The 26,601-nt window shown below is 65.3% G+C and carries 24 protein-coding genes; 9 read left to right on the top strand and 15 right to left on the bottom strand.

The features are described from left to right. Nucleotides 1–91: 91 nt before the first annotated feature. Nucleotides 92–2,221 (bottom strand): tetratricopeptide repeat protein, encoded by a 2,130-nt coding sequence (locus I6F09_RS06310; RefSeq protein ID WP_225187683.1) that lies wholly within the window; start codon nt 2,219–2,221, stop codon nt 92–94. Nucleotides 2,222–2,512: 291 nt separating this feature from the next. On the opposite strand from I6F09_RS06310, the gene I6F09_RS06305 reads away from it, so the two are divergent. Then, nucleotides 2,513–3,040 (top strand): cupin domain-containing protein, encoded by a 528-nt coding sequence (locus tag I6F09_RS06305; protein ID WP_036029806.1) that lies wholly within the window; start codon nt 2,513–2,515, stop codon nt 3,038–3,040. A 151-nt stretch (nt 3,041–3,191) separates the two neighbouring features. After that, nucleotides 3,192–4,391 (top strand): rhomboid family intramembrane serine protease, encoded by a 1,200-nt coding sequence (locus I6F09_RS06300; RefSeq protein WP_225187682.1) that lies wholly within the window; start codon nt 3,192–3,194, stop codon nt 4,389–4,391. Nucleotides 4,392–4,511: 120 nt separating this feature from the next. Here the strand turns inward: I6F09_RS06300 and I6F09_RS06295 are convergent, their stop codons facing one another. Then, nucleotides 4,512–5,762, bottom strand: coding sequence for a nucleoside transporter C-terminal domain-containing protein (locus tag I6F09_RS06295; protein WP_225132683.1), 1,251 nt, complete (start codon nt 5,760–5,762; stop codon nt 4,512–4,514). Between the two features lie 160 nt (nt 5,763–5,922). On the opposite strand from I6F09_RS06295, the gene I6F09_RS06290 reads away from it, so the two are divergent. Then, nucleotides 5,923–7,161 carry an MFS transporter gene (locus I6F09_RS06290; RefSeq protein ID WP_036029811.1) on the top strand — a complete coding sequence of 413 codons (1,239 nt, stop codon included), beginning with the start codon at nt 5,923–5,925 and terminating at the stop codon, nt 7,159–7,161. 241 nt (nt 7,162–7,402) lie between these two features. Here I6F09_RS06290 and I6F09_RS06285 read toward each other — a convergent pair whose 3' ends face one another. The 6 genes from I6F09_RS06285 to I6F09_RS06260 form a co-directional block, all read right to left on the bottom strand. Next, complete coding sequence (locus tag I6F09_RS06285; RefSeq protein WP_036029803.1) at nt 7,403–8,161, bottom strand: SDR family oxidoreductase; 759 nt, start codon at nt 8,159–8,161, stop codon at nt 7,403–7,405. A 26-nt stretch (nt 8,162–8,187) separates the two neighbouring features. Beyond that, nucleotides 8,188–8,946: a proteasome-type protease gene (locus tag I6F09_RS06280; protein ID WP_036046219.1), complete on the bottom strand. Its 759-nt coding sequence runs from the start codon at nt 8,944–8,946 to the stop codon at nt 8,188–8,190. A gap of 192 nt (nt 8,947–9,138) precedes the next feature. Beyond that, entirely contained in the window at nt 9,139–9,546 is a 408-nt protein-coding gene (locus I6F09_RS06275; protein ID WP_225187681.1) for a carboxymuconolactone decarboxylase family protein, read from the bottom strand. Between the two features lie 66 nt (nt 9,547–9,612). Continuing rightward, nucleotides 9,613–10,461 carry a transglutaminase family protein gene (locus I6F09_RS06270; protein ID WP_036029799.1) on the bottom strand — a complete coding sequence of 283 codons (849 nt, stop codon included), beginning with the start codon at nt 10,459–10,461 and terminating at the stop codon, nt 9,613–9,615. 197 nt (nt 10,462–10,658) lie between these two features. Then, entirely contained in the window at nt 10,659–11,603 is a 945-nt protein-coding gene (locus I6F09_RS06265; RefSeq protein WP_036015356.1) for an alpha-E domain-containing protein, read from the bottom strand. A gap of 4 nt (nt 11,604–11,607) precedes the next feature. Next, nucleotides 11,608–13,026 (bottom strand): circularly permuted type 2 ATP-grasp protein, encoded by a 1,419-nt coding sequence (locus tag I6F09_RS06260; RefSeq protein ID WP_036015353.1) that lies wholly within the window; start codon nt 13,024–13,026, stop codon nt 11,608–11,610. A gap of 278 nt (nt 13,027–13,304) precedes the next feature. Between I6F09_RS06260 and I6F09_RS06255 the strand changes: the two genes are divergently transcribed. The 3 genes from I6F09_RS06255 to I6F09_RS06245 are packed head-to-tail and all read left to right on the top strand — an operon-like array spanning nt 13,305 to nt 15,292. Continuing rightward, nucleotides 13,305–14,042 carry a molybdopterin-binding protein gene (locus tag I6F09_RS06255; RefSeq protein ID WP_036046217.1) on the top strand — a complete coding sequence of 246 codons (738 nt, stop codon included), beginning with the start codon at nt 13,305–13,307 and terminating at the stop codon, nt 14,040–14,042. Nucleotides 14,043–14,078: 36 nt separating this feature from the next. After that, complete coding sequence (gene gpt, locus I6F09_RS06250) at nt 14,079–14,606, top strand: xanthine phosphoribosyltransferase (protein WP_036015348.1); 528 nt, start codon at nt 14,079–14,081, stop codon at nt 14,604–14,606. Nucleotides 14,607–14,629: 23 nt separating this feature from the next. Next, nucleotides 14,630–15,292 (top strand): hypothetical protein, encoded by a 663-nt coding sequence (locus tag I6F09_RS06245; RefSeq protein WP_225187680.1) that lies wholly within the window; start codon nt 14,630–14,632, stop codon nt 15,290–15,292. 25 nt (nt 15,293–15,317) lie between these two features. Here the strand turns inward: I6F09_RS06245 and I6F09_RS06240 are convergent, their stop codons facing one another. Then, the gene (locus tag I6F09_RS06240; RefSeq protein WP_225124801.1) at nt 15,318–16,340 is read right to left on the bottom strand and encodes a methionine synthase; all 1,023 of its coding nucleotides are present in this window, start codon (nt 16,338–16,340) and stop codon (nt 15,318–15,320) included. Nucleotides 16,341–16,458: 118 nt separating this feature from the next. On the opposite strand from I6F09_RS06240, the gene I6F09_RS06235 reads away from it, so the two are divergent. From I6F09_RS06235 to I6F09_RS06225, 3 genes are all read left to right on the top strand, one after another. Next, entirely contained in the window at nt 16,459–17,160 is a 702-nt protein-coding gene (locus tag I6F09_RS06235) for a glutathione S-transferase N-terminal domain-containing protein (RefSeq protein WP_225187679.1), read from the top strand. Nucleotides 17,161–17,295: 135 nt separating this feature from the next. After that, a complete protein-coding gene (locus I6F09_RS06230) occupies nt 17,296–17,904 on the top strand; it encodes a 2-hydroxychromene-2-carboxylate isomerase (protein WP_225187678.1) in 609 nt (202 codons plus the stop codon). Continuing rightward, nucleotides 17,904–18,878, top strand: a complete 975-nt coding sequence (locus tag I6F09_RS06225; RefSeq protein ID WP_225187677.1) for an NADPH:quinone oxidoreductase family protein — start codon at nt 17,904–17,906, stop codon at nt 18,876–18,878. The genes I6F09_RS06230 and I6F09_RS06225 overlap by 1 nt, the downstream gene beginning before the upstream one ends. Here I6F09_RS06225 and I6F09_RS06220 read toward each other — a convergent pair. The 6 genes from I6F09_RS06220 to I6F09_RS06195 all read right to left on the bottom strand — a co-directional run bounded on the left by I6F09_RS06220 (nt 18,867) and on the right by I6F09_RS06195 (nt 26,522). After that, on the bottom strand, nt 18,867–19,313 hold the full coding sequence (locus I6F09_RS06220) for a hypothetical protein (RefSeq protein ID WP_225114408.1): 447 nt from the start codon (nt 19,311–19,313) through the stop codon (nt 18,867–18,869). The genes I6F09_RS06225 and I6F09_RS06220 overlap by 12 nt on opposite strands. A 137-nt stretch (nt 19,314–19,450) precedes the next feature. Beyond that, nucleotides 19,451–20,341, bottom strand: coding sequence for a crotonase/enoyl-CoA hydratase family protein (locus I6F09_RS06215; RefSeq protein ID WP_057029550.1), 891 nt, complete (start codon nt 20,339–20,341; stop codon nt 19,451–19,453). 158 nt (nt 20,342–20,499) lie between these two features. Beyond that, nucleotides 20,500–21,921 carry an amidase gene (locus I6F09_RS06210; RefSeq protein ID WP_225187676.1) on the bottom strand — a complete coding sequence of 474 codons (1,422 nt, stop codon included), beginning with the start codon at nt 21,919–21,921 and terminating at the stop codon, nt 20,500–20,502. Further along, nucleotides 21,914–23,086: a M20 aminoacylase family protein gene (locus I6F09_RS06205; RefSeq protein WP_036015333.1), complete on the bottom strand. Its 1,173-nt coding sequence runs from the start codon at nt 23,084–23,086 to the stop codon at nt 21,914–21,916. The genes I6F09_RS06210 and I6F09_RS06205 overlap by 8 nt, the downstream gene beginning before the upstream one ends. Nucleotides 23,087–23,100: 14 nt before the next feature. Then, nucleotides 23,101–24,606, bottom strand: a complete 1,506-nt coding sequence (locus tag I6F09_RS06200; protein WP_036045893.1) for a M81 family metallopeptidase — start codon at nt 24,604–24,606, stop codon at nt 23,101–23,103. Between the two features lie 266 nt (nt 24,607–24,872). Beyond that, complete coding sequence (locus tag I6F09_RS06195) at nt 24,873–26,522, bottom strand: dipeptide ABC transporter ATP-binding protein (protein WP_225124813.1); 1,650 nt, start codon at nt 26,520–26,522, stop codon at nt 24,873–24,875. Nucleotides 26,523–26,601 lie beyond the last annotated feature (79 nt).

Genomic DNA, 26,601 nt, shown 5'->3' with positions numbered 1-26,601 from the left:
CGCTGGCGTAATCCACCTCGTTTCTCTCCGCGTGCCGAAACAGAAACGGTGGATTACGCCTTCGGCTAATCCACCCTACGAGATCACGCAATCAGACGCCGCCGCTGCAATAACGCGTCCACATCGCGCGATAGGCCGCGTCCACCGCGCGTGCATATGAGACGGGGTTGCCCGCGGCCGCGGCGTTGATCGTTGCGGGCAGTTCGCGGCGCAGCTTGTCGAGCTCGCCGATCTCGGCCGCGCGGCTGGCCGCGATCTCGACATAGGCCTCCTCGCTGTCGGCGACCCAGTCCGGCAGGCCCAGCGCGGTGAGGATGGCGCCGGCGGCGCGGCCGGGCAGGCTGTTGCCGAGCTTCGCCACCACGGGCACGCCCATCTGCAGGGCTTCCCATGTGCTGACGCCGCCGTTCTGCGGGAACGGATCGAGAGCAATATCGATGCGATTGAACGATGCCAGATGCTCGTCCCGCAAGGTGGCCCCGAGCAGATCGACGCGTTCGGCCGGCAATCGGCAAGCCGCAAATCGCGCCAGCAGCTTGTCGCGGACCAGCTGGTCGTCGAGCGCAACGTCCTTGATCAGCAGTCGCGAGCCCGGCACCCGTTCGAGGATCCTGGACCAGACTGCCGCCGCCTCGTCCGAGATCTTGCTGATGCGGTTGAAGACACCGAACGTGACGAAGCCGTTCGAGAGCGCCGGCGTTCCGGCCCGCGTAATCCCGGCCGGCAGCGGCGCCAGCGTCACGAAGCACGGCAGGTCGACCACCGTCTCTGCAAACAGATGCCGAACGTCGTGCGGAATCCCGACCGGATCCGAGAACAGATAGTCGATTGTCGGCAACCCGGTGCCGGTGCCATGGCCCCAGCCGTGCGCCTGGATCGGTGCCGGCTTGCGCGAAAATATGCCGAGGCGGTTTCCTTTTGTATGGCCGGACAGATCGATCAGGATATCGATGCGATCGTCGCGAATCTGGGCGGCGAGGCGATCGTCGCTCCATTGCGAGGCGTCACGCCAGCGATCGCCGATGCCTTGAAATTCGCGTGTCGTCGCGTCCTCCTTCGCCGAGCACGAGTAGCACACGATCTCGAACTGGGCGCGGTCATGGTGTTGCAGGACGGGCTTGAAGATGAACGCAGCCGAATGCGCGTTGAAGTCCGAGGAGACGTAGCCAAGCACCAGGCGGCGATCCGGATCGCGGCCGTTGTCATGCGGTGCCGCCGCTTCTGAAGCGATTCTCGCGCCGATCCGCTCCCACCATACGCGTCGCGCCTGCTGATGCCGCTCGACGCTGGCGTCCGGCACGAAATCGAGCGTGAAGATCTTGCTCGAGATCGCGCTCTCGAGATCGGGCCTGATATCGAGGGCTCTGTCGAAACTGGCGAGGGCTTCGTCGACCCGGCCTAGTCCGGCAAGACAAAGGCCCAGCACCAGATGAGCCTGATCGGAATCGGGCGCGATCGCGAGCGCCTTCTCGCAATCGGATAGTGCCTGGGCCATCTGCCGGGTCTGGAGCAAGACATTGGCGCGCCAGAGCCATCCGTTCACGTCGTCAGGGGCGAGGGCGATTGCCCGGTTGCAATCCGCCATGGCCTCGTCGAATCGCTGCAGCTCCCGGAGTGCCACGGCGCGGTTCGCCAGCGCCGCCGCATAGTCGGGTTTGATCGCGAGCGCGCGGTTCAGGCTTGCAAGAGCCTTGTCGTAGTTGCGCAGACGGCAGAGCGTGGAGCCGCGGCCGTTGTGGGCTTCGGCGAGGTTTGCGTCGACGGCGAGCGCCCGATCGTAGCTGTCGAGCGCTTCCTGGTAGCGATCCAGGGCCGCGCTCGCGTTCCCGAGATTGGAGAGGGCGAGGGCGTAGTTGGGCCGCAAGGCGAGCGCCTTGCGATAGCTCTCGCGGGCATCATTGTGACGTTTCAGCCCGTTCAGCGCGACGCCCAGGCTCATATGGGCTTCGGCCGATCGCGGATCGACGACAACCGCCCGGCTCAGCAGGCTCTCGGCCTGCTGATAATTCCCAGCATCGGACTCCAACGCGCCGAGCATATGCAGCGCGATGAATTGATTGGGCGCGATCTGCAGGAGCTGGCGATAGGCAGCCTTGGCCCCGGGCAAGCGTCCCTTCTTGTGCAACTCGAGCGCTTGCCCGAGCAAGGGCAGCACGTCGGCCTTTTGCCGCTTCTGAAGCCGGGCATTTTGAAATGCACGCTGACCGACATTGCTGCCCATGAATCAATTCCCCCGGATGTCCCGGGCGAGACTAGTTCAGCGCGAGAACGAAGACGAGACGACCCCAGCCCGACGCGCCAGCTTGGGGCAAGCTACGATCCGATACGGTGATCGCGTGATTGGCCTCAGCCTCTTACCCTCCAGGGGAGGGTCCTGGAGGGGGAGGGTGACAGCGCGGATGCGGCACTACTCAACACGACCAGCTCTGCGATTGCTGCCTCGCCCACGACTGGATAAGCTGACCTTCAAGCCATACCGCGCGACGGCGGCTCAGAAACAGGGAGGCAGACAATGGCCAAGCAAAAGGCATCGAGGCCCGCATTGAAGACCGCGGTGAAGAAGCGGAGTGGCGCCAAGGCGGCGGCGCGATCCTCGGCACGCAAGGCCGTGAAGGCGAAGGCGCGCACTGCCGCTGCGAAAAAGCCCGCACGTCCGAAGCAGCGCATCGCCGTCAGCCATCACCGCGAGGAAGACTTCAAGGCCGACGGCCTGCGCGCCTACGCGAAGTATCGCGATCTCGGCATCGGCGAGGCGACCCATGGCCTCGCGCAGGCGCATGTGATCCGCCTGCAAGGTCCCTGCAACCCGGCCGAGGTGTCCAAGCTCCACTATCACGACGTCGAATTCCAGATGGTCTACGTGCTCAAGGGCTGGGTGAAGACCTATATGGACGGGCAGGGCGAGACCTTGATGCAGCAAGGCAGCGCCTGGACCCAGCCGCCGAAGATCAGACACATGATCCTGGACTATTCGGACGACGTGGAGCTGCTGGAGGTGATCCTCCCCGCTGAGTTCAAGACGGTGGAGCTGAAGGCGTAAGCGCAACTCTCGATCGCTAAAATGCGGTCGATCCGAGAAACCGGGCGGTCAGCAATCGGGATGATTTCGGCCGCCCCGCAAGCCTGGTGCTAACCAGTCGAAAATACCTCTCGCGTCAACTCAAGGCTGTGTCAACGCGGGAAATGCTTTCATGGCGACCAACACTTTTGGCCGACGCGGCACCGTAGCGCCAGCTCCAAGAGCATCGTTTCAAGCCGCCGCCGCGCCGGTCGCGATAGAGAAGCCCTCGTCCAGCGAGGAGACGCTTTTTGCCGACAACAAGCTTCTGGCCGACATCCCCTTTCTCGCCGTCGGCCTGATCTTCGGTCTGCTCCTGATCTTCGTTCTGCAGCGTAGTCTCGCCATCGACATCGCGCGGAACGGCGATCTCGATGTCCGCTCGCTGATCGCTCAGGGGGCGTCCGGCTACGATCTCGTCGTCGGGAGGGGAGAGTGGTGGCGAATCGGCCTTGCGCCGCTTCTGCATGGCAGCGGGTGGCACCTCGTGAGCAACTGCGTGGCGCTGTTCATCGTCGGCGTCAGGCTGGAGTCGCTGATCGGCCGCGGCTGGTTTGCTTTGATCTTCGTTGCCAGTGCATTGGCCGGAGAGGCCGGCTCGCTGCTGGGCAACGGTCCCGGCACGGTCGGCGTCGGTGCGTCCGGCGCCATCACCGGGCTGATCGCCGCGCTGTTCGTGGCGAGCTTCGATCCCGAAGCGGACGCCGATCAGACCATATCGAGGCTGAAGACGTCGCTGTTCTTCGGTGTTCCCGCACTGCTGCCAATGGCCTTTGGCGCTTCCGGCAACGTCAACTATTACGCCCACGCAGGCGGTGCGGTGGCCGGCGCCGCGCTCGCCGTCACGCCGTGGCTCGCCTTCTGGTCCTATGACAGCCTGCCGCGGAGCGCGAGCATGACCTTGCTGGCAGGATCCATCGGATCTCTCATCTGCGCCGGCTTCGCCGCCGCGCATTATTCGGCCTACATGGCCGATGCCGCGCACTATATCCGCGCCTCGGAAGTGCCGATGAAGGGCGACGAGATGGCCAGCCGGTCGCTCGATCTCGTTAGCCGCTACCCGAAAGACGCGCGGGCTCACGTCTACCGTGCTGTCTTCTTCCTGGAACAAGCGGATATCAATGCCGCCGAGAGGGAAGCGCAAACCGCCATGTCGCTCGCAGCTTCGGACGTGGCGGGTGGGCCGGTGCGCTCCGGGGCGCAGGGCTTGATAGCGGTGTTGCTGTGGGTGCAGGGGCGAACCAGCGAGGCAAAGGCCATGGCGGCCGAGCCGTGCCGTTCCAAGGTGCCTGAGGTGCGTCGCATCCTGCAGAAGTCGAAATTGTGCGGTTGAGGCAAAGATTCTCGCCGCCGTCATTGCGAGGAGCTCTTGCGACGAAGCAATCCAGACTGTCTCCGCGGACGCATGTCTGGATTGCTTCGCTTCGCTCGCAATGACGCGTGGAAAGAGAGCCTACGCCAACACCCCCACCACCGCTCCCATCAGGCACGTCGTCAGCGTCCCCGACACGATCGACTTCAGCCCCAGCGCATTGATCTCCTCGCGCCGCTCCGGCGCCATCACCCCTAAGCCGCCGATCATGATGCCGAGGCTGGCGAAATTGGCGAAGCCGCACATCGCATAGAGCATGATCAGGCGCGAGCGCGGATCGAGCGTATCGGGCGGCAGCTTCGAGAAGTCGACATAGGCGATCAATTCGTTCAGCACGGTCTTGGTGCCCATCAGGCTGCCGGCGGTGATCGCTTGATCCCACGGCAGCCCCATCAGCCAGCACACCGGCGCCATGACGAGGCCGAGCAGCCGCTGCAGCGAGATCGCGGCGCCGCCGACGTGCGGGAGCAGGCCGAGGATTGCGTTGACGAGATAGACCAGCGCCACCAGCACCAGCAGCATCGCGACGATGTTGATCAGCAGCTCGATGCCCGCGCTGGTGCCTTTCACGATCGCGTCCATCGTGCTGGCGACCTCCATCTGCGGATCCTCCAGCGCGCCGCCGGTGCGCTTGTCGGAGGTTTCAGGGACCATGATCAGGCTGACCAGGATCGCCGCCGGCGCGCCGAGCACGGAGGCGATGACGAAATGCGCGGCGGCGTCGGGAATGAGCGGCGCCAGCAGCGTCGCATATAGGACCAGCACCGTGCCGGCGATGCCGGCCATGCCGCCGGTCATGACCAGGAACAACTCGCTGCGCGTCATCTGTGCCAGATACGGCCGCACGAACAGCGGTGCCTCGACCATGCCGAGGAAGATGTTGGCGGCGGTCGAAAGCCCGACGGCGCCGCCGACGCCGAGAGTGCGCTCCAAGAGCCAGGCCATGCCGCGGACGATCGGAGGCAGCACGCGCCAATAGAACAACAGCGTCGTGAGCACGCTCATGACCAGCACGATCGGCAGTGCCTGGAACGCCAGGATGAAGTCCGCGCCTGGCGCCTTCAGGTCGAAGGGCAGGGGTCCGCCGCCGATATAGCCGAACACGAAGGCGGAGCCGGCCCGCGAGGCCGCCGAGATCGCGCCGACCGCCTCGTTGATAGCGCCGAAGGCATGGGCGACGACCGGCAGCTTCAGCAGCACGAGGGCGGTGACGAAGGTCGCGGCAAGGCCGATCGCCGCCTGGCGCAGCGACACCGCGCGACGATTTTCCGCCAGCGCGAAGGCGATCAGCAGCAATGCGAAAATGCCGAGTGCAGATTGCAGGCGCAGCATGATGTCTCAAGCCCCTCGACGATTATGGCCGCCCATGCGTTGCAAAGGCAATGCCGGGAGCAGCCGGGAACGACCAGTGTTGACAAGCGGGGCCACCTCGGCCACCCCGGGGGCCTTCGATATCGAGGGAAAGAGCGGTCCGAGCGTGACCGAAGAGGCGATGCCAGAGCAGCCAATATCCGGACATCGACCGGTCACCGCCGGTGAGCTCCTCCGCCATCCCGCTTTCCTGTTCTTCCTGCTCTCGCGCAGCCTGTCGCGCTTCTCCAGCCAGATCGCGGCCGTCGCGATCGGCTGGCAGATCTACGATCTCACCGGCTCGGCGTTCGACCTCGGGATGGTTGGTCTCGTCCAGTTCCTGCCCACCGCGCTTCTGGTGTTCGTCGCCGGCCACGCCGCCGATCGCTACGAGCGCAAGCGCGTCGTCCAGCTCTGCCAGCTGGTGGAGGCCGCGACCGCGCTCTATCTCGGGGCCATCACCTATCTCGGCGCGGTCAGCGAAGTGCAGATCTTCATCGCGACTTTCCTGCTCGGAATCGCCGGCGCGTTCGAGAGCCCGACCACGGCGGCGCTGCTGCCGCTGATCGCGCCGCAGGGCTCGCTCCAGCGCGCCACTGCCGTCTCCAGTGGGGCGGCGCAGGTCGCGACCATCACGGGACCTGCGCTCGGCGGCATCGCCTATGCGGTCGCCCCGCACCTTGCCTATGCCGTGATGGTCCTGTTCTGGGTCTTGGGGATGATCTTGACCGGCTTCATCCGGCCGCGCCCGCAGGCGATCGCGAGGGAGGGGATGGACTCGGACAACATCTTCGCCGGCGTCCGCTTCATTCGCAGCAACCCGGCGATCCTCGGGACCATCTCGCTCGATTTGTTCGCCGTGCTGTTCGGCGGCGTCACGGCGCTGCTGCCGATCTATGCCCGCGACATCCTCCAGACCGGCCCGGTCGGGTTAGGCGTGCTGCGCGCCGCGCCTGCGGTCGGTGCCTTGCTGATGACCATGGTGCTGGCGCGCCACGCGATCTCCCGGCATGTGGGCCTTCGCATGTTCCAGGCCGTGATCGTGTTCGGCCTCGCCACCATCGTGTTCGCGCTGTCGTCCTGGATGTGGCTGTCGGTGCTGTCGCTTGCAATCCTCGGTGCGGCCGACACGATCAGCGTCGTGATCCGCTTCTCGCTGGTGCAGCTGTCGACACCCGACGAGATGCGCGGCCGCGTCGGCGCGGTGAACTTCCTGTTCATCAACGCCTCGAACCAGCTCGGCCAGTTCGAGAGCGGAGTGGCAGCCGCGCTGCTCGGCGCAATGCCTGCCGCCGTGCTCGGCGGCGTCGCCACCGTCGCAGTGGCGCTGCTCTGGATGAAGCTGTTTCCAGCCCTGCGCAAGGTGGAGAGCCTGGAGTAGGCGCTCCGCTCTCTCAACGTCATTGCGAGGAGCCCGCGACAAAATTGCGTAGCAATTTTGCGCTGATGCGACGAAGCAATCCAGAATCTCACCGCGGCGGCAGCCTGGATTGCTTCGCTGCGCTCGCAATGACGATTATTGAGATGGCGTGGGGACTTAACTCGCGGGACGCCCGCAGCCCGGCAGCAGCAGGCGCCTCTTGACGCCTACTGTGCATGGGGTTGTTTTCGCGCTTTTTTGTTCAGCCCCGCCCGACGAATGGCATCTTGGTCGCCATCACCGTCATGGTCAGCACGTTGGCATCGAGCGGCAGGCTGGCCATGTAGGCCACGGCATCGCCGACTGCTTTCGCGTCCATGCGCGGCTCGTGCTTGGTGGTGCCGTCGGGCTGCAGCACGCCGGGGCCATTGACCATGCGGTCGGTCATCGGGGTTGCGGCATTGCCGATGTCGACCTGGCCGACGGCGATGTCATACATGCGGCCGTCGAGATTGCTGGCCTTGGTGAGGCCGGTGATGGCGTGCTTGGTCGAGGTGTAGGCCGCCGAGAATGGCCGCGGCGCGTGCGCCGAGATCGAGCCGTTGTTGATGATGCGGCCGCCGCGCGGGGTCTGATCCTTCATGATGCGGAAGGCGTGCTGGGTGCACAGGAACGGGCCGGTGAGGTTGGTGTTCACCACGGCCTGCCATTGCTCGAGGCTGAGATCCTCGAAGTTGACGGCCGGCGCGCCCATGCCGGCATTGTTGAAGAGCACGTCGAGCCGGCCGTAGGTCGCCTTCACCTTGTCGAACAGCGCGGCGATGGAGTCCGGCTTGGTCATGTCGGCGGTGACGCAGAGGCTTTTTCCCGCGGGACCGAGCTTTGCCGTCTCCTCGAGCATGTCGAGCCGGCGGCCTGTGAGCACCACGGTGAAGCCGGTGTTCATCAGCGCCAGCGACGCCGCGCGCCCGACGCCGGTGCCGGCGCCCGTCACCAATGCGATCTTTTTCGCTTCACTCATCGTTTCCTGCCTTTTCTCTTCTGCTGTCAGGTTTTGGGTTCTTTGTCGTTCTTGTAGGGCGGGCGCGGAATGTTCTGATGCGCCGCGCGCAAGGCCGCCGACCAGCGCGAGCGCAGGTCGTGGAAATAGGGCTCGCCTGCCTCGATGCGATGGTTGAGATCGGCCTCGCAGGCTTCGTTGCGCACCACCAGCACGTCGATCGGCAGGCCGACGCCGAGATTCGAGCGCATCGTCGAGTCCATCGAGATCAGGCCCGTCTTCAGCGCCTCGTAGAGCTCGACGTCGTAATGCATGGCACGGTCGAGCACCGGCTTGCCGTATTTGTGCTCGCCGATCTGCAGGTACGGCGTGTCGGTGGTGCACTCGATGAAATTGCCGGCGGTGTAGACCATGAACAGGCGCATCCGCGCGCCCTTGATCTGGCCGCCGAACAGAAAGGAGACGTCGAAGGACACGTCCTCGGATTTCAGCGCCGGCCCTTCGGTGGCATGCACCGCCCGGATCGCCCGGCCGATGCGCTGGGCGGCCTGGAACATCGTCGGCGCGTTCATCAGCGTCTCGATCTCGCCCGTATTGGGATCTTCGAGGCCCTCGGTCAGCGTCGACAGCACCGACTGGCTGATGGCGAGGTTGCCGGCACTGGCGATCGCCATGATGCGCTCGCCGGGCTTGGAGAAGATGTGCAGCTTGCGGAAGGTCGAGACGTTGTCGAGGCCGGCATTGGTGCGGGTATCGGCGATCATCACCAGACCGTCCCGAACCAGGATTCCGCAGCAATAGGTCATTTCCAGTCCCCGAACGCGTTTGCGCGGAATTACTAGCCAATTTCAGGGGCCGCTCCAACCCCCGATTAAGCCCGTCATTCCGGGGCGCGACGAAGTCGCGAGCCCGGAATCCATTCCTCCACCAACTCTGCGACCAGATGGATTCTGGGTTCGCGCTACGCGCGCCCCGGAATGACGGTGCGAGACGGCAAGCTAGTCAGCTGCGTCGACCAGAAACGCCTCATCAACCGGCACGCCGAGCGCGGTGACCAGCCGGTTGGTCTCCGCGGCCATGCCGATGATGGCGAGCAGCTCGCCATATTCGGCCTCGGTCATGCCCCTCGCCCGTGCGGCGGCCGTGTGGGAGTGGATGCAATAGCTGCACCCGTGTGCGATCGACACCGCGACGTAGAGCATTTCCTTGACCTTGGGATCGAGCGCGCCGGGAGCCATCACCTCCTTGATGCTCTCCCAGGTCCGCCGCAGCGTCTTCGGATCATGGGCCAGCGCGCGCCAGAAATTGTTGACGAAGTCCGATTTCCGCACTTTACGGATGTCATCGAAAACGGCGCGCGCTTCAGTCGAGAGTTCATCATCCGAAAGCAGTTTCACAGTCGCCATGGCTACCTCGCGGGTTGATCTGACGCCCGCAAATGTAGCACGCCGAATGTGTTCGGCGGGCGGCTCCTAGCTCTGCCGCTGGGATTGCGATTGCGACTGCCCGCCGCGGCCGGCCTGTTCGACCTTCACCGCCACCGTCAGCGTTTCCGTGCCGCCGCCGTAGCGCGTGCCGCGCACCGGGGCCGCGCCGAGATAGTCAAGCCCGATCGCGAGGCGGACATGCGCGTCGGTGGCGCAGATGCTGTTGGCGGGATCGAAGCCGACCCAGCCGAGATCGGGCACGTAGGCCTCTGCCCAGGCATGGCCGGCGTCCTGGTGCACCGTGTCGTCCGCACGCAGGAAATGTCCGGAGACGAAGCGCGCCGGCACGCCGCCGGCGCGGGCGCAGGCGATGAAGATGTGCGCGTAATCCTGGCAGACCCCGCGCTTGAGCGTGAACGCCTCCGCTGCGGACGTGCCGCTGTTGGTCGGGTCCTCGTCGAACGTCATGTGATCGGCCACCTGCGTCATCAGCGTGTGCAGGAAGCCCAGCGTGTCGCTCTCGGCCTCGCTGCGCAACTGGCGCGCGACCGCCGTCATCGCCGGATTGACCGAGGTGAGGTCGGTGACGCGCAGGAACATGCCGGGGGGAAAACGCTCGTCGCTGCCGCGCAGCACGCCGCCGGTGTCGTGAGTCTCGATCAGCCCTTCGGCAATGATCTGGATGTCGCCGACCGGCCCGCAGGACAGCACGTGGGTGACGTTGCCGAACGCGTCCTCATGCATGTCTAGCTTGGTGTCGGTGGAGACGTCGATCTGCCATTCCGCGACGTATTGCCCGTCATGACTGCCCGGCGTCATGCGCAGGATCTGGATCACGCTGGTGGCCGGCGGCTCGTAGCGATAGGTCGTGGTGTGCTGGATTCGCAGGCGCATGGTGGACCGTGTCGTTTGTTGTAAGGCGTGACTGCCGTCGCAAAGAAGCTCGTCATGCCCGGGCTTGTCCCGGGGCATCCACGTTCTTCCTCGTCGCGCAAAAGCAAGAACGTGGATGGCCGGGACATCTAGCGCGAAGACGCGCTTCGCGCTCTTGCCCGGCCATGACAATATCCCCTGTCGTCAGTCGAGCGACATTAGATCAAATACTGCTTCGTGATGATTTCGCCCAGCCTGGAATTGTCCGCGATGAATTCCTGAATGAATTCATGCACGCCATGCTGGAAAATGTCGTTCATGTTGCTGTGTTCCAGCCGGTTGCGGATGCCGCGGGCGTGGCGCTGGGCCGGGCCCTGGCGGCCATAGGCGACGCCGATCTGGTCGAGGTTGCGCACGAGGTTGCCGTAGCAGCTGGCGAGCGAGCGCGGCAGCGTGTCGTTGAGGATCAGGAGGTCCGCGATCAGCCAGGGCTTCAGCGTCTCGCGATAGACCCAATGATAGGCCGTCAGCGCCGAGACCGAGCGCAGGATCGAGCTCCACTGGTAGAAGTCGAGAGGCCCGCCGACATGCTCCTCCTCGGGCAGCAGCACGTGATACTTCACGTCGAGGATGCGCGCGGTGTTGTCGGCGCGCTCCAGGTGCACGCCCATGCGCGAGAACCAATAGGCGTCGTTGCGCAGCATGGTCCGATAGGCCGAGCCGTCGAAGCGCAGCGAGGTCTCCTGCACGAAGCGCAGGAATTTTGCGAGGTCCTCGCGCGTCGAGGTGCCCTTGCTCCACACCGCCTGAAGCTCGATCCAGGCCGAGTTGATGGTGTCCCACATCTCGCTGGTGAGGGCCGTGCGCACCGAGCGTGAGTTCAGCCGCGCCGCTTCGATACAGTTTCGGATCGAGGACGGGTTGTTCTGGGAGAACGAGAGATACTCGACGACGTTGTGCTCGTTGGCTTCCTCATAGGCCTGATAGAAGCTCGCGGCGACCCCGGCCGTGAGCAGCGCCGAATCCCATTCATTGGTCTTGCCGATATAGGCGGCGGGAAGCGCGGTAACGCGCAGCGTCGCATCGATGGTGCGCGCGAGATATTCGGCCCGTTCGACGTAGCGGGCGAGCCAGTAGAGGTTTTCGGCGGTACGCGACAGCATCTCTCTACTCGTCCAGAATCCAGGTGTCCTTGGTGCCGCCGCCCTGGCTCGAGTTCACCACCAGGGAGCCTTCCTTGAGCGCGACGCGGGTGAGCCCGCCCGGCACGATGGTCGTGCTCTTGCTGCCCGTGAGCACGAAGGGGCGAAGATCGACGTGACGTGGAGCGAGGCCGGACGCCGTGCAGGTCGGGCAGGTCGAAAGCGCCAGCGTCGGCTGGGCGATGAAACCTTCCGGCTCGCGCTTGAGCTTGTCGCGGAACGCTTCGATCGTCGCTTTGGTCGCGGCGGGACCGATCAGCATGCCGTAGCCGCCGGAGCCGTGCACTTCCTTGACGACGAGCTCGCTTAGATTGTCCAGCACATAAGCGAGGTCCTTTGGCTCGCGGCAGCGCCAGGTCGGCACGTTCTTTAGGATCGGCTCCTCGCCGAGATAGAATTTCACGATGTCGGGCATGTAGGAGTAGATCGCCTTGTCATCGGCGATGCCGGTGCCGACGGCGTTGGCGAGCGTGATGTTACCGGCCGCGTAGGCCGACATCAGTCCGGGCACGCCGAGCACCGAATCGGGACGGAAGGTGAGGGGATCGAGGAAGTCGTCGTCGACGCGCCGATAGATCACGTCGACCCGCTTCAGCCCTTCCGTCGTCCGCATGAACACTTCGTTGTTCTTGACGACGAGGTCGCGGCCTTCGACCAGCTCGATGCCGAGCTTGTCGGCGAGGAAGGAGTGCTCGTAATAGGCCGAATTGTAGACGCCCGGGGTGAGCAGCGCCACCGTCGGCTCGCCGGAGGCGCTTTGCGGCGCGACCGAGCGGAGCGCTGCGAGCAGCTCGTCCGGATAGCGCTCGACCGGCGCCACCCGGTGGCGGGCGAACAGATCCGGAAACAGCCGCATCATGATCTCGCGGTTTTCCAGCATGTAGGACACGCCCGACGGCGTGCGGGCGTTGTCCTCCAGCACGATGAAGTCCTCGGCGTCGACCCGGACGATGTCGATGCCGGCGATGTGCACGTAGACGTCGTGCGGCACCTGCTGGCCGTTCATCTCGGGCCGGAACACCGGGTTCTGGAAGATCAGATCGTCGGGCACGATGTCGGCGCGGAGGATGTCGCGGCCGTGATAGATGTCGCGCAGGAACATGTTGAGCGCGCGCACGCGTTGCTTCAGGCCCTTCTCCAGCCGCGCCCATTCCTTGCCGGACATGATCCGCGGAATCACGTCGAAGGGGATCAGGCGCTCGGTGGACTCGGAATCGCCGTAGACCGCGAAGGTGATGCCGATCCGGCGAAACAGCAGCTCAGCTTCCTGGCGGCGATATTCGAGCGCCTCGGGAGGCGTCTCCTTGAGCCAGCGCGCCAGCTCCTGATAGGCGGGGCGGAGGTCCCCGCCGGGAATGTTCATTTCGTCAAACGCGACTGCCATAGATCCCGACTTGTCTCCCCAGGCGTTGCGCCATGCGCCAGTTCGCGTCGGCCTTGATGAGACCGCAACGTCCTGTGGCCATGCGTCAACAGTGCATGACTTTCATGTGGTAGCAAGGGCCGGGCCAGCGCGATAAGCATGGAGAGGGGGCATTTGCCGGCGACGGCCGGCGGCGTGCCTGAAAAAATGGCTGAAGACTGCTTATTTCAGAAGCAAAACCGCGTGACTTCAACGCGTTACCTCGGCAAAGTCGGCGTCACAGGTGAGGGACTTAAGGCATGAGCGAGATCGTCACGGCGGGCATTCTGGTCATCGGAGACGAAATCCTGTCCGGCCGGACCAAGGACAAGAATATCGGCTTCATCGCCGAATACCTGACCAATATCGGCATCGACCTGAAGGAGGTCCGCATCGTCTCCGACGACGAGCCGGATATCATCGCTGCACTGGATGCATTGCGGCATCGCTACACCTACGTCTTCACCACGGGCGGCATCGGGCCGACTCATGACGACATCACCGCTGATGCCGTGGCCAAGGCGTTCGGCGTCGGTATCGACCATCACCCGGAGGTCGTCGCCCGCTTCCGCGAGCGCTGGAGCGAGCAGGACCTCAACGAGGCCCGGCTGCGCATGGCCCGCATCCCCGACGGCGCCGAGCTGATCCAGAGCGCGACCATCCTCGCCCCCGGCTTCAAGATCGGCAACGTCATCGTCATGGCCGGCGTGCCCTCGATCATGCAGGCGATGATGGACATCGTCTCGCCCAAACTGAAGTCGGGCGTGCGCATGCTGTCGGACTCGGTCCGGGCCAATGCGCGCGAGGGCGATATCGGCGGACCGCTGCGGGCGATCGCTGCCGCCCATCCCGACACCATCATCGGCAGCTATCCCTTCATGGACGAGGAGCAGAAGCCCAACACCAATCTGGTGGTGCGCTCGCGCGATCCCGAGAAGCTCGCGGCGGCAATGGCCGCGGTGAAGGAAATGCTGGCGGGATTGAACGTCAACCGCTAGCAGGGAATTGCCGGACGAGATTGCAGGAGACAGGCGATGGCTGGTGAAGCACCGGAACTGAGTGCGCAGGAGCGGGCAGGCAAGGCCTTCCCCGTCTCGTGGGACCAGTTCCACCGGGATTGCCGGGCGCTGACCTGGCGGCTCAACGAGGTCGGTCCGTTCCATGCGGTGATTGCGATCACCCGCGGCGGCCTGGTGCCCGCCGCGATCGTGGCGCGCGAGTTAGGGGTGCGCGTCATCGATACGGTCTGCGTCGCCAGCTACGACCACAACAAGCAGGGCGAGCTCCAGGTGCTCAAGGGCATTTCCGAGGCGACCATGACGCTCGGCGGCGGCACCGGCAAGGGCCTGTTGATCGTCGATGACCTCGTCGATACCGGCAAGACCGGCAGGATGGTGCGCGAGATGCTGCCCGATGCGCATTTCGCCACCGTCTACGCCAAGCCGATGGGACGCCCGCTGGTCGACACTTTCATCACCGAGGTCTCGCAGGACACCTGGATCTTCTTCCCCTGGGACACCGCGCTGTCCTACCACCCGCCACTGCGCGACGGCGCGGCGTGAGCAGAGCAAATGGCGAGTAGCGAATGGCGAGTAGCACCGTCCCCACTCGCCATTCCCCATTCGCCACTCGCCCTCTCCAAAACCGCGTCACGCCCACCGGCGACATCATCGCCACGCCGCACCGCGGCCTGTTCACCGGCAATCGCGGCATCATCCACGATCCCGCGACGAAGACGCTATTGAAGAAGCGCTGGTCGACGCCGGCCTGGATCACATGCCTGTGCGAATTCCGCGGCTGGCGGCGGCCGGTGATGGCGCGGCGGAGCTGGACCGAGCTGTTCTTTCTCGACGAAGCCACCGCCTTTGCTGCCGGACATCGCCCATGCTTCTTCTGCCGGCGTGACGATGCCAACCGGTTTCGCGCGGCATGGGAGAGGGGAAACGGCGCAAGCAAGGTGAGCGCAAAGTCGATGGACGCAAAGCTGCACCTGGAGCGTCTGGATCACGGCCGTAAGCGCCTGCACCCACTGCGAGGGCCGCTCGCAGACTTACCTGATGGCGTGATGGTGCAGCAGGGCGAGCAGAGCTATCTTGTGACGAAAGGCCGGCCGCTGCTTTGGTCGCCAGCCGGCTATGCCCGTACCGAGCACGAACTGTCGAGTGCGATGCTGCTGACGCCTCCATCCACATTACGGGCGTTCAGCGCCGGATATCGACCGGCGTTGCATCCGACCGCTCCGGACTAGCCGAGCGACCTGCGGATCACCGCCATCACCCCAGCCTCTCGCGCGCCAGCGCCGCGCCGGCGCCGAGCGCCATCAGCTTGGCTTCGGCGATCTCGCGCCGCATCGGCGCCATGCCGCAATTGGTGGTGGCGATGATGTTGCTCTTCGGCACGAATTGCGACACCGCCTCGATCACCTTCACGACGTCCTCGGCCGTCTCCACCGTATCGCTGGCGACGTCGATGACACCGGCCTGCACAATCTTGTTCTTGAGCAGCGCGAGCAGGTCGAGCGGCACCTTGGAATTGCGGCACTCGATTGCGACCTGCTGGATCGGGCTCGCGTCGATGGCCGGAAAGATCTGCTCGTATTGCCGCCATTGGCTGCCGAGCGTCTCTTTCCAGTCCGTATTGGCCTTGATGCCGTAGCCGTAGCAGATGTGCACGGCGGTAGTGCAGGTGAGGCCCTCCGCGGCGCGCTGGAGCGCCTTGATGCCCCAATCGTTGACCTCGTCCATGTAGACGTTGAAGGCGGGCTCGTCGAACTGCACGAGATCGACGCCGTCGGCCTCCAAGGCCCTGGCTTCCTCGTTCAAGAGCTCGGCGAAGGCAAAGGCCATTTTGACCCTGTCGCCATAATAGCGGTCGGCAATGGTGTCGATGATCGTCATCGGGCCGGGCAGGGTGAATTTCAGCTGCTTCCTGGTGTGCGTGCGCGCGACGCGCGCCTCGAAGGCATGGACGCGATCCTTCAGCCGCAGCGGCGCGACCACCTGCGGCACCATCGCCTTGTAGCGGTCTTTCCGGATGCCCATCTCGACCTTGTGGGCGAAATCGATGCCCTCGATCTTCTCCAGGAAACCGTGCACGAAGTGCTGCCGGGCCTGCTCGCCTTCGGTGACGATGTCGATGCCGGCGTCCTCCTGGAGCTTCAGCCAGATCAGCGTCGCATCGCGCTTGGCGCGGAGCAACTCGTCGCCTTCGGACTTCCAGGGCGCCCAGAGCATGTTCGGCTCGGCGAGCCATTCCGGCTTCGGCAAGGAGCCGGCGATCGTGGTTGGAAACAGCATGGCGGCCCTCCCGGCAGATTGTTGCGCCCCTTCCTGCCATGTCCTAACGTCGAGGTACAGAACAACAAAAGTCGTCATTGGCTGGCGGCAGCGATAGGGACGGCGCAAGGGAAGGCCCATGATCGACCTCTATTACGCGCCGACGCCGAACGGCTGGAAAATCTCGATCATGCTGGAGGAGCTCGGGCTTCCCTATCAGGTGATCCCCGTGAATATCCGCGCCGGCGAGCAGTTCAATCCTGAGTTCCTGGCGATCTCTCCGAACAACCGTATTCCCGCGATCGTCGATCACGCGCCCGCTGATGGCGGCGAGCCGTTCTCGGCGTTCGAGACCGGCGCGATCCTGATCTATCTCGCGGAGAAGACCGGCCGCTTCCTGCCCGCCGATTGGCGCGGCCGCTCCACCACGATCCAATGGGTGATGTGGCAGATGGCGGGCCTCGGGCCGATGCTCGGTCAGCACGGCCATTTCGCGCTCTATGCGGCCGAGAAGATCCCTTACGCAATCGAGCGCTATCGCGACGAGGCGGCGCGGCTCTACGGCGTGCTCGATCGCCAATTGGCCAGGACCGGCGCCTATGTCGCCGGCGACTATTCCATCGCCGACATCGCCTGCTTCCCCTGGACCATGACCCACAAGGCGCAGGGTTTTACGCTCGACGACTATCCCAATGTGAAACGCTGGTATGCCGAGGTCCGGGCAAGGCCGCAGGTGCAGGCGGGGCTAGCGATCGGAAAATTCGTGAAAGAGCCGTTCGACGAGGAATCACGCAAGATCATGTTCGGGCAACGGGCTAAGGAAGTGCTGGGAAGGAAGTGACGGCCACGCCGTCATTCCGGGGCGCGACGAAGTCGCGAACCCGGAATCCATCGGGCAGCGTAATGAGAGGCGAAATGGATTCCGGGTTCGCGCCCAAAGGGGCGCGCCCCGGAATGACAGCAAAAAGGAACCCCCATGATCGAATTCTTCTTCGACTGTTCCAGCCCCTGGACCTATCTCGCCTTCCACAACATCCAACCGCTCGCCAAGGAGTTCGGGGCCGACATCACCTGGCGTCCGATCCTGGTCGGCGGCATCTTCAACACCGTCAATCCGAGCGTCTATGCCCAGCGCGAGAAGCCGGTGCCGCTGAAGGCGCGCTACATGAAGAAGGACCTCGCCGACTGGGCGCGTTCGGCGGGCCTTGCCATCAAGATGCCGCCGACGGTGTTTCCGGTGAACAGCGTCAAGGTGATGCGCGGCTGCCTCTGGCTCGGTCGGGACATGGTGCCGTTCGCGACATCAGTGTTCGAGGCCTATTGGGGCGAGGACAAGGACATCTCGCAGGACGCGGTGCTCGCGGAGATCTGCAGGAAGGTCGACATCGACGAGCAGAAGTTCTTCGCCGGTATTGCCGAGCAGGGCATCAAGGACCAGCTCAAGGCCAATACCGAGGAGGTCATCGCGCGCGGCGGCTTCGGCTCGCCGACGATCTTCGTGAACAAGACCGACATGTATTTCGGCAATGACCGCCTGCCGCTGATCCGCGAAGCGCTTCAGCGCAGCAAGGCGAGCGCGGCCTGATGGTGCGCGCCGTCGTCTGCCGCGAACTCGGCGCGCCCGAGCGTTTGCTGTTGGAGGAGTTTCCGTCGCGCGCGCTAAAGCCGGGCGAGGTACGCGTCGCCATCCGCGCCGCCGGGCTGAACTTCCCCGACGTGCTGATGGCCGCCGGCGAATACCAGCTCAAGCCGGAGCTGCCGTTCACGCCGGGCATGGAAGCGGCCGGCGACGTCATCGAGGTGGCATCGGAGGCAAGCGGCGTTGCCGTCGGCGACAAGGTCATTGTGAAGATGCGCTTTGGTGCCTTCACGGATGAAGCGGTGGTCACGCCGTCGCAGCTCACTCCCATGCCGTCCACCTTCGACTATGCGGAGGCTGCGACCTATCTCGCCGGCCACGGCACGGCCTATCACGCGTTGATCGATCGCGGCCGGGTGGCGCCCGGCGAGGTGCTGCTGGTCCACGGTGCCGGCGGCGGCGTCGGCCTTGCCGCCGTCGAGATCGGCAAGATGCTGGGTGCGACCGTGATCGCGACCGCCTCCAGCGACGAGAAGCTCGGAATCGCGAAATCGCGCGGCGCCGATCATCTCATCCGCTACGACCGCGAGCCGTTTCGCGATGCCGTCAAGCGCATCACCGAGGGGCGCGGCGCCGACGTCGTGTTCGATCCGGTCGGCGGTCAGGTCTTCGAAGATTCGATGCGCTGCATCGCCTGGGGCGCGCGGCTCCTGGTGATCGGCTTCACCGGCGGCATCGGCTCAGCCAAGACCAATCTCTTGCTCATCAAGGGCGCCAGCGTGCTCGGCGTACGCGCCGGCGAAGCGGTGCGGAAGAATCCTGCGCTCGGCGAGGTCCGCCTGAAGGCGCTGTTGCAATGGGCGGAGGAGGGCAAGCTGCGCCCCAACGTCTCGCACCGCCTGCCGCTTAAGGACTATGCGAAGGCGATGCGGCTGTTGCTCGACCGCAAGGCGATCGGACGCGTCGCGCTACTGATGTGACGTCCGCGCGACGGTGTCGCGGCCGCCCGGCGCGTAGCCGAGGCAAGTCCGCACGATCTGGCCGCAGACGGCGTCACGCGCATTTCCGATGTCGGTATTCCCGGCATATTGCACCTCGGTGACCTTGCCGCGAGCAAAGCGCAACTGCACGCGACAATAGCCCGACGGCGCCTGGCCTCCGATATTCAGGCCGGGCGGAAGCGTGAGCGTGGGCGGCGCGATGCCGCCGGGAGGGCTCGCCGCGTGCTCGTACATCCAGATCTCGCCCGAACCGTCCTTGGCGGTTCCGGCCGGCAGGCCGGCGCACATGCGGATCGCCGACTGGTCGAGACCGATCAAGCTGGCTCGTCCGCGCTGCGCCCACTCGGCGTCCTGCTCGGCACAGCCGGCAAGGACGAGTGGCGCGAGAGCCGCCATTCGCAGGCAAAGTTGCATCGGCATCGCTTCCCTGTGCGATGCGAACGATAGCGCAAGGTGGTTTTGCGATGCAGCAGGCCTGTCGACCGACTGTCCATGCGCACTTGGCATGGATCAAACAGCCGAGTTGCGCGTTATGGCGCGCTACGCGCTCGTCACTTGTACTCGCGCTCCGTCCACCACGGGAAGTAATCCGGCATGTCGGTCGACACCTTGTTCTTGAAGTGCGCGGGACGCTTCTCCAGGAACGACACCACGCCTTCCTTGACGTCGTCCGAGCGGCCGCGGGCGTAGATGCCGCGGCTGTCGACCTTGTGGGCTTCCATTGGATCGTCGGCGCCCATCATGCGCCACATCATCTGGCGGATCAGCGCGACCGACACCGGCGCGGTCTTTGCCGCAAACTCCTTGGCGAGCGCTCGGGCGGTCGGCAGCAGATCATCGGGGGCCACGACCTTGCTGACGAGGCGGCCCGCAAGCGCTTCCTGCGCCGGGAAGACACGGCCCGAATAGCACCATTCCAGCGCCTGCGAGATGCCGACGATGCGCGGCAGGAACCAGCTCGAGGCCGCCTCGGGCACGATGCCGCGCTGGGAGAACACGAAGCCGAAGCGCGCGGCCTCTGAGGCGATGCGGATGTCCATCGCGAGCTGCATGGTGACGCCGATGCCGACGGCCGGGCCGTTCACCGCCGCGATCACGGGCTTGAGGCATTTGAAGATGCGCAACGTCACTTGGCCGCCGCCGTCACGCACCTGCGGGTCGCTATAGTCGACCTTGCCGTCGGCAAAACGCTTGACCGGCCCGCGCCGCGCGTCGCGGTCGAACGTGTCGGCACCGGAGGAGAGATCGGCGCCTGCGCAAAAACCGCGCCCGGCGCCGGTGACGATGATGGCGCGGACATTGTCATCCTTGTCGGCAGCGTCGAACGCGTCGATCAGTTCGGCTTGCATCTGCGCGTTGAAGGCGTTGAGCTTGTCGGGCCGGTTCAGCGTGATGGTGAGGATCTGATCGGCGACCTCGTACTTGATGGTCTCATACGCCATGGCTGGTTTCCTCTTCCTTGGTTCTTTGTCCGACTGTCTAGCATGTCATTCCGGGGCGCGCGAAGCGCGAACCCGGAATCCATTTCTCCACACTCCTTGCGGATGAATGGATTCCGGGCTTGCGCCAAGAGGGCGCAACCCGGAATGACGACGGTGCGTTATTGGGTCGGCGGCTTCGGCCAGGGCCGCTGCGGGCCGCGCAGACCTTCGAAGGCCTTGGCCATGCCGAGCACGCCGATATCGTCGAAGCGGCGGCCGACGATCTGCACGCCGATGGGAAAACCCTTGGCGTCGAAGCCGCCGTTGAGGGAGATCGCCGGGTTCTCCGACATATTCCACGGCACGGTATAGGCGATGTGCTCGAACGGCTTCATGGGATCGTTGGTCGGCGACGCCCATTCCGCCGGAAAGTTCACGTTCGGCGCGGTCGGCGAGATCACATAGTCCAGCTCGCAAAAGAGCTTCGCCGCAGCCGCGCGGATCGCCATGGTCTGGTTGAAGCCGCGGATGACGTCGACGCCCGAGAGCTTGGCCCCGGACTCGCCCCACTTGAAGATATAGGGCAGCACCTTGGCCTGCTCGGCCGGCGTCAGCTTGGACAGATCGTCCCACATCCGCGCGCGCCAGAAATTGTCGAGACCGTCGAGCATCTCGCGCGTGAGGATGCCGTCGACCTCGGTGACGACGCTGCCTGCGGACTCGAATGCCTTCGCGGCCTTCACTACGACCTCGCGCACCGGCTTCTCCAGCGCCAGGCCGCAGCCGGGATCGAGCATCAACCCGATGCGTAGTTTTCGCGGAGATTTCTCCAGCCCCTTCCAGTTCAGCAACTCGGCCGGCAGGCTCATGCCGTCGCGGCGGTCGGGCTTTGCGATCGCGCTCATCATCAGCGCGCAATCGTCGACCGTGCGGGTCATCGGGCCTGCGACACGGCCGACATAGGTGGGGTCGATCGGCACGCGGCCAAAACTCGGCTTCAGGCCGACGAGGCCGCACCAGCCGGCGGGCAGGCGAACCGAGCCGCCGATATCGGTGCCGAGATGCAAGGGCCCGTAGCCGGCCGCGGCGGCGGCGCCTGCGCCGGCGCTGGAGCCGCCCGGGTTCTTGCTGAGATCCCACGGGTTGCGCGCGAGCGCATGGAACGAGGAGAGCCCGGAGGACAGCATGCCGTAATCGGGCATGGTGGTCTTGGCGAAGATGATGCTGCCGGCCTCACGCAGCCGCGCAGCGGGCGGCGCGTCCTTCTCGGCCGGCACGAGCTTGACGCTGGCTGCCCCCAGCGGCACCGGCACGCCCTTGGTCGCGATGTTGTCCTTCACCGTCACGGGCACGCCGTCGAGCGGCCCGGAGGGCTCGCCGCCGGTCCAGCGCGCGGTCGAGGCCTTTGCGGCCTCGCGCGCGCCATCGGGGTCGAACGCATAGAGCGCCTTCAGATGCGGTTCCCACGCCGCGACATGCGCGAGCACGTCCTCCAGCACCTCGCTCGGTGAGAACTGCTTGGCACGATAACCCGCGATCAGGTCGACCGCGGACAGATCGTGCAGCGAGGTGACCGCTTCCTCGACGCTCTTTTTATGCATTGCCACCCACCGGCATGCGCGTCTCGACGATGCGGGCGAACATGCTGGCACCGATCGGCAGGATCTTGTCGTCGAGCACGAAGCCGGGATTGTGCACGGGCACCGAGCCGTCATGGCCGACCCAGAAGTAAGCGCCGGGAATCGTCTCCAGCATGTCGGCGAAATCCTCGCTGCCCATCTTCGGCTGGATGCGGGTGATCACGTTGGCGGGATCGACGATGGTGCGCGCGACCTCCTCGACCACCTTGGACTGCTCGACCTGGTTGACCAGAACGCCGAACGTGTCGCGGATGTCGGCTTCGATCGTGCACTGATAGGCGGCGGCGATGCCGGCGCAGATGGTGCGGATGCGCTCGGCGATCAGGGCGCGGACTTCGTTCGAGAAGGTGCGGATGGTGCCGCACAGATGCGCATCGCCCGGAATGACGTTGTAGGCGGAGCCGGCATGGATCTGGGTGATCGAGATCACCGCGGCCTGCAGCGGGTCGACGTTGCGGCTGACGATGGTCTGGATCGCCTGCGCCAGTGTGGTCGCAATGACAACCGCGTCCTTGGAGCGCTCGGGCATCGCGCCATGCGCGCCGTAGCCGGTGATGCGCAGGTCGAAGAAGTCGGCACTGGCCATGGCCGGGCCCGGCAGGATCGCGATCTCGCCATGGTTGAGGTCGGGCGCGTTGTGCAGGCCGTAGAGCTCGTCGCAGGGAAATTTCTCGAACAGCCCGTCCTTGATCATGGCGCGGGCGCCGCCGAGGCCTTCCTCGGCCGGCTGGAAGATCAGATGCACGGTGCCGTCGAAATTCCGGGTCTCGGCGAGATAGCGCGCGGTGCCGAGCAGCATGGTGGTGTGGCCGTCATGGCCGCAGCCGTGGAAGCGGCCGGGGATCTTCGAGCTCCACTTCAGATTGGTGTTCTCTTCCATCGGCAGCGCGTCCATGTCGGCGCGCAGCCCGATGCGCTTGCTGCCGGTGCCCTTGCCCTTGATGACGCCGATCACGCCGGTGCCGCCGAGGCCGCGATGCACTTCGATGCCCCAGCTCTTCAGCTTGTCGGCGACGATGCCGGAGGTGCGCACTTCCTCGAAGCCGATCTCGGGATGGGCGTGGAGGTCGCGCCTGATTGCGGTGAGCTCGTCGGCGTAGCCGTCGATGCGATCGATCGTGGGCATGTGGTCCTGTCCGGTTAGCGTGAGGGAGGCGTGAATACGGGGCCGTTCGGCTTGATGCGGATGCCCGGGCGCAGGCGCGTCCAGGGTAGCGAAGCGGTGTCGGCCGGCATCGCACCGGGCGCGGCACAGATCATCAGCTTCTCGGCGATCGGCTCGAAATCGGCGCGGAAATGCACCGAGCTCTTGTTGACCAGGATTTTCTGTTCGGTCGGCTCGATGCCGACATAGCGGTACATCGCCTGGTCGGCGAGCTGGGCCTTGTGCGAAGAGACGACGATGCGGACATCGCCGATGCGCAAGGCTGCGGACGGGCCCATCTCCATCTCGCGGCCGCCGTAATAGGGACCGGGCGCGATGAAGCGGCCGTCCGAGAGTTGCTCGACCACGAAGGTCTCGCGATAGGGCTCGTCGCCGGGGATGCCGGACTTGCCGCCGAGCGACAGCGTCACGGTGGCGCCGACGCCGGCTGCGTGCGCGGCCTTGGCCGATTCCGGATCGTAGATCGCGCCGGTTGCGGCACTCGCCTTGTTGCGCACCAGCGCGCGCAGCATGCCCGTGGTGTCGGAATCGCCGCCGGCGCCCGGATTGTCCTGGGTGTCGGCGATGATGATCGGCTTGCGCGCGCCCTTGGCAAGTTCCATGGCGTGGCGCACGCCGTCGTCGGGCGTCCAGATCTTGCCGTCGAAATCGTTCTCGTGGCTTTCGATCAGCTTCAGAAGCGCGTCGGCCGCACGATCGGCGTCGTGTTGCGTCTTGCCGTAGGCGAACACGCTGGGGCCGCAGTCGCGGAAATCGGCGGCGGGAAAGCCGGGCGCGAAAGAGAGGGTGGGAACGGCATCGCTCTCCAGCGCGGCGAGTCTTTCGTAGATGCCTTTGGTGGGCTGGTCGTTGGTGCATTGCCAGCTGATCGGGATCAGGAATGGCAATTGCCGGAAGGCCTTTGCGAAGCGCTGCTTCGTCTGCAGCAGCAGCGCGAGATGGCGCGCGCAGGCGCGGCCGGTCTCGGCCATGTCGACATGCGGATAGGTGCGGTAGGCGATCAGCGCGTCGGCATGCTCCATCATCTCGGGCGTGACGTTGGCGTGGAGATCGAGGCTGGTGACCAGCGGAACATCCTTACCGATGACGCGGCGCACGCGCGCCAAGATCTCGCCTTCGCCGTCGTCGAGATGCTCGGTCACCATCGCGCCGTGCAGGTCGAGATAGACGGCGTCGATCGGGCCGGCGGCGGCGATGCCGTCGACCATGACCTTCACGATGCGCTCGAATGCGTCTTCGGTGACATGCGCCGACGGGCTCGCGCCGCAGGCGATGGTCGGAATGAGTTCCCAGCGGTTCGCCTCGGCGCTGTCGACGAAACCGGCGAGCCCGACATTGATGCGGCGCATCACCTTCAATACGTCGGCACCTTCAGTCATCGCCGGCCAGCCGCCGCCATGCTGGAAGTCCGCGAATGTCGCCTTCGTCGGAGCGAAGGTGTTGGTCTCGTGCAGGAAGCCGCCGACGGCAATACGTGTCATTCAGTTCAGTCCCGATTGAAAGTGCGCGACGTTAGCCTTGCCCTTGCGAGGAGGGCAAGGTGAGGAAGCACTCGCGACGTGCATAGGGTCAAGACGATTTGGGAATGCTGCGCCCCATACTCCGCCGTCATTCCGGGGCGCGCCCTCTTGGGCGCGAGCCCGGAATCCATCGTGCGACAGAGTCCGCGGCTAAATGGATTCTCAGGTGCGCAATTGCGCACCATAGCTCATCGCTTCGCGATGCCCCGGAATGTCAGAGGAGAGAGCTACAGTGTCGCCCCCACGCCCTCGGCCACCGGCCTGAAGTTCGCAAAATCCCAACCCCGCCCGGGCGCCGCATCCAGCAGCGCCTTGGTGTAGGCCTCCTTAGGATGCGTCAGCACTTCGGCGGCCGGTCCCTGTTCGACGACGCGGCCGTGCTGCATCACCACCACCTCGTCGCAGATCTGGGCTGCGACGCGGAGGTCGTGGGTGATGAACAGGATGGCGATGCCGAGCCGCTTCTGGATCTCGTCGAGCAGCTCCAGCACCTGCGCCTGCACCGAGACGTCGAGCGCGGAGACCGCTTCATCCGCGACCAGCACGTCCGGATCGAGCGCGAGCGCCCGGGCGATCGCGATGCGCTGGCGCTGGCCGCCGGAGAATTGGTGCGGATAGCGCGACACCGCATCCGGCGGCAGGCCGACCAGCTCGAGCAACTCGCGCGCCCGCTTCATCGCGTCGGCGTGCGCCACGCCGTAATTGACCGGGCCTTCGGCGATGCTCTCGCCGACGGTGACGCGCGGATTGAGCGAACGATAGGGATCCTGGAATACGATCTGGATCTTCTGCCGATGCGGCTGCAACAGGCGGCGCGAGATGTCGGCGATCTCGCGGCCGGCGAGGCGCACGCCGCCGGAAGTCGGATCGATCAGGCGCACGATGCAGCGCGCAACCGTCGACTTGCCCGAGCCGCTTTCGCCGACGATGCCGAGCGTGCGGCCCTTGCGCAGGGTCAACGTGACCTTGTCGGCAGCGACGACCTCGCGGCCTTTGCCGAAGAAGGCGCGCTCCTTGTAGACCTTGCCGAGCTCGTTGGCCTCCAGCACCACGGGCTCGCGGGTTTCCTCGCGCGGCGGGCGCGGCACCAGGCTCGGCACCGAGGAGAGCAGGTTGCGGGTGTATTCCATGGTCGGATTGCGCAGCACGGTCTCGAGCGGACCGGTCTCGACCAGCCGGCCCTGCCGCATCACCGCGACGCGGTCGGCGATCTCGGCGACCACGCCCATGTCGTGCGTGATGAACAGCACGGCGGTGCCGTGATCGCGCTGGAGCTCGCGGATCAGCGACAGGATCTGCTTCTGCGTGGTGACGTCGAGCGCGGTGGTCGGCTCGTCGGCAATGAGCAGCTTCGGCTCCAGCACCAGCGCCATCGCGATCATGATGCGCTGGCGCTGGCCGCCGGAGAGACGGTGCGGGTAGGAGGCGAAGATGCGCTCGACCTGGGGCAGGTGGACCTGCTCCATCATGTCGAGAATGCGCTTCCTGCGCGCTTTGGCATCGAGTTTGGTGTGGGCGCGGAGCACCTCGTCGATCTGGCGGCCGACCGGCACCACCGGATTGAGCGCGGTCATCGGCTCCTGGAAGATCATCGCCATCTTGGTCGCGCGCAGCTGGCGCAGGCGGCGGTCGGTGGCGGTGAGCAGCTCCTCGCCGACCAGCTTCACGCTGCCGCCGGTTGGCACCAGCGTGCCCTTCGGCAACAGGCCCATGGTGGTGAGCGAGGTCACCGACTTGCCTGAGCCGCTCTCGCCGACGAGGCACAGCGTCTCGCGCTCGCGCACCTGGATCGAGATGCCGTCGATGATGTTGGCGCCTTTCGGCTGCTTGCCGATGGAGACGACGAGGTTGTTGATGTCGAGGATGGTGTCGGTCACGTCAATTCTCTCCGTCATTCCGGGGCGCGACAAAGTCGCGAGCCCGGAATCCATCGGGCCGCAGCACGCGTGGTGAAAT

It is taken from the genome of Bradyrhizobium sp. IC3195 (genome assembly GCF_020193585.1).
GTDB classification, from domain to species: domain Bacteria; phylum Pseudomonadota; class Alphaproteobacteria; order Rhizobiales; family Xanthobacteraceae; genus Bradyrhizobium; species Bradyrhizobium yuanmingense.
The sequence above is the reverse complement of the archived record's forward strand: the minus strand, read 5'-3'. Positions and strand labels throughout refer to the sequence as shown.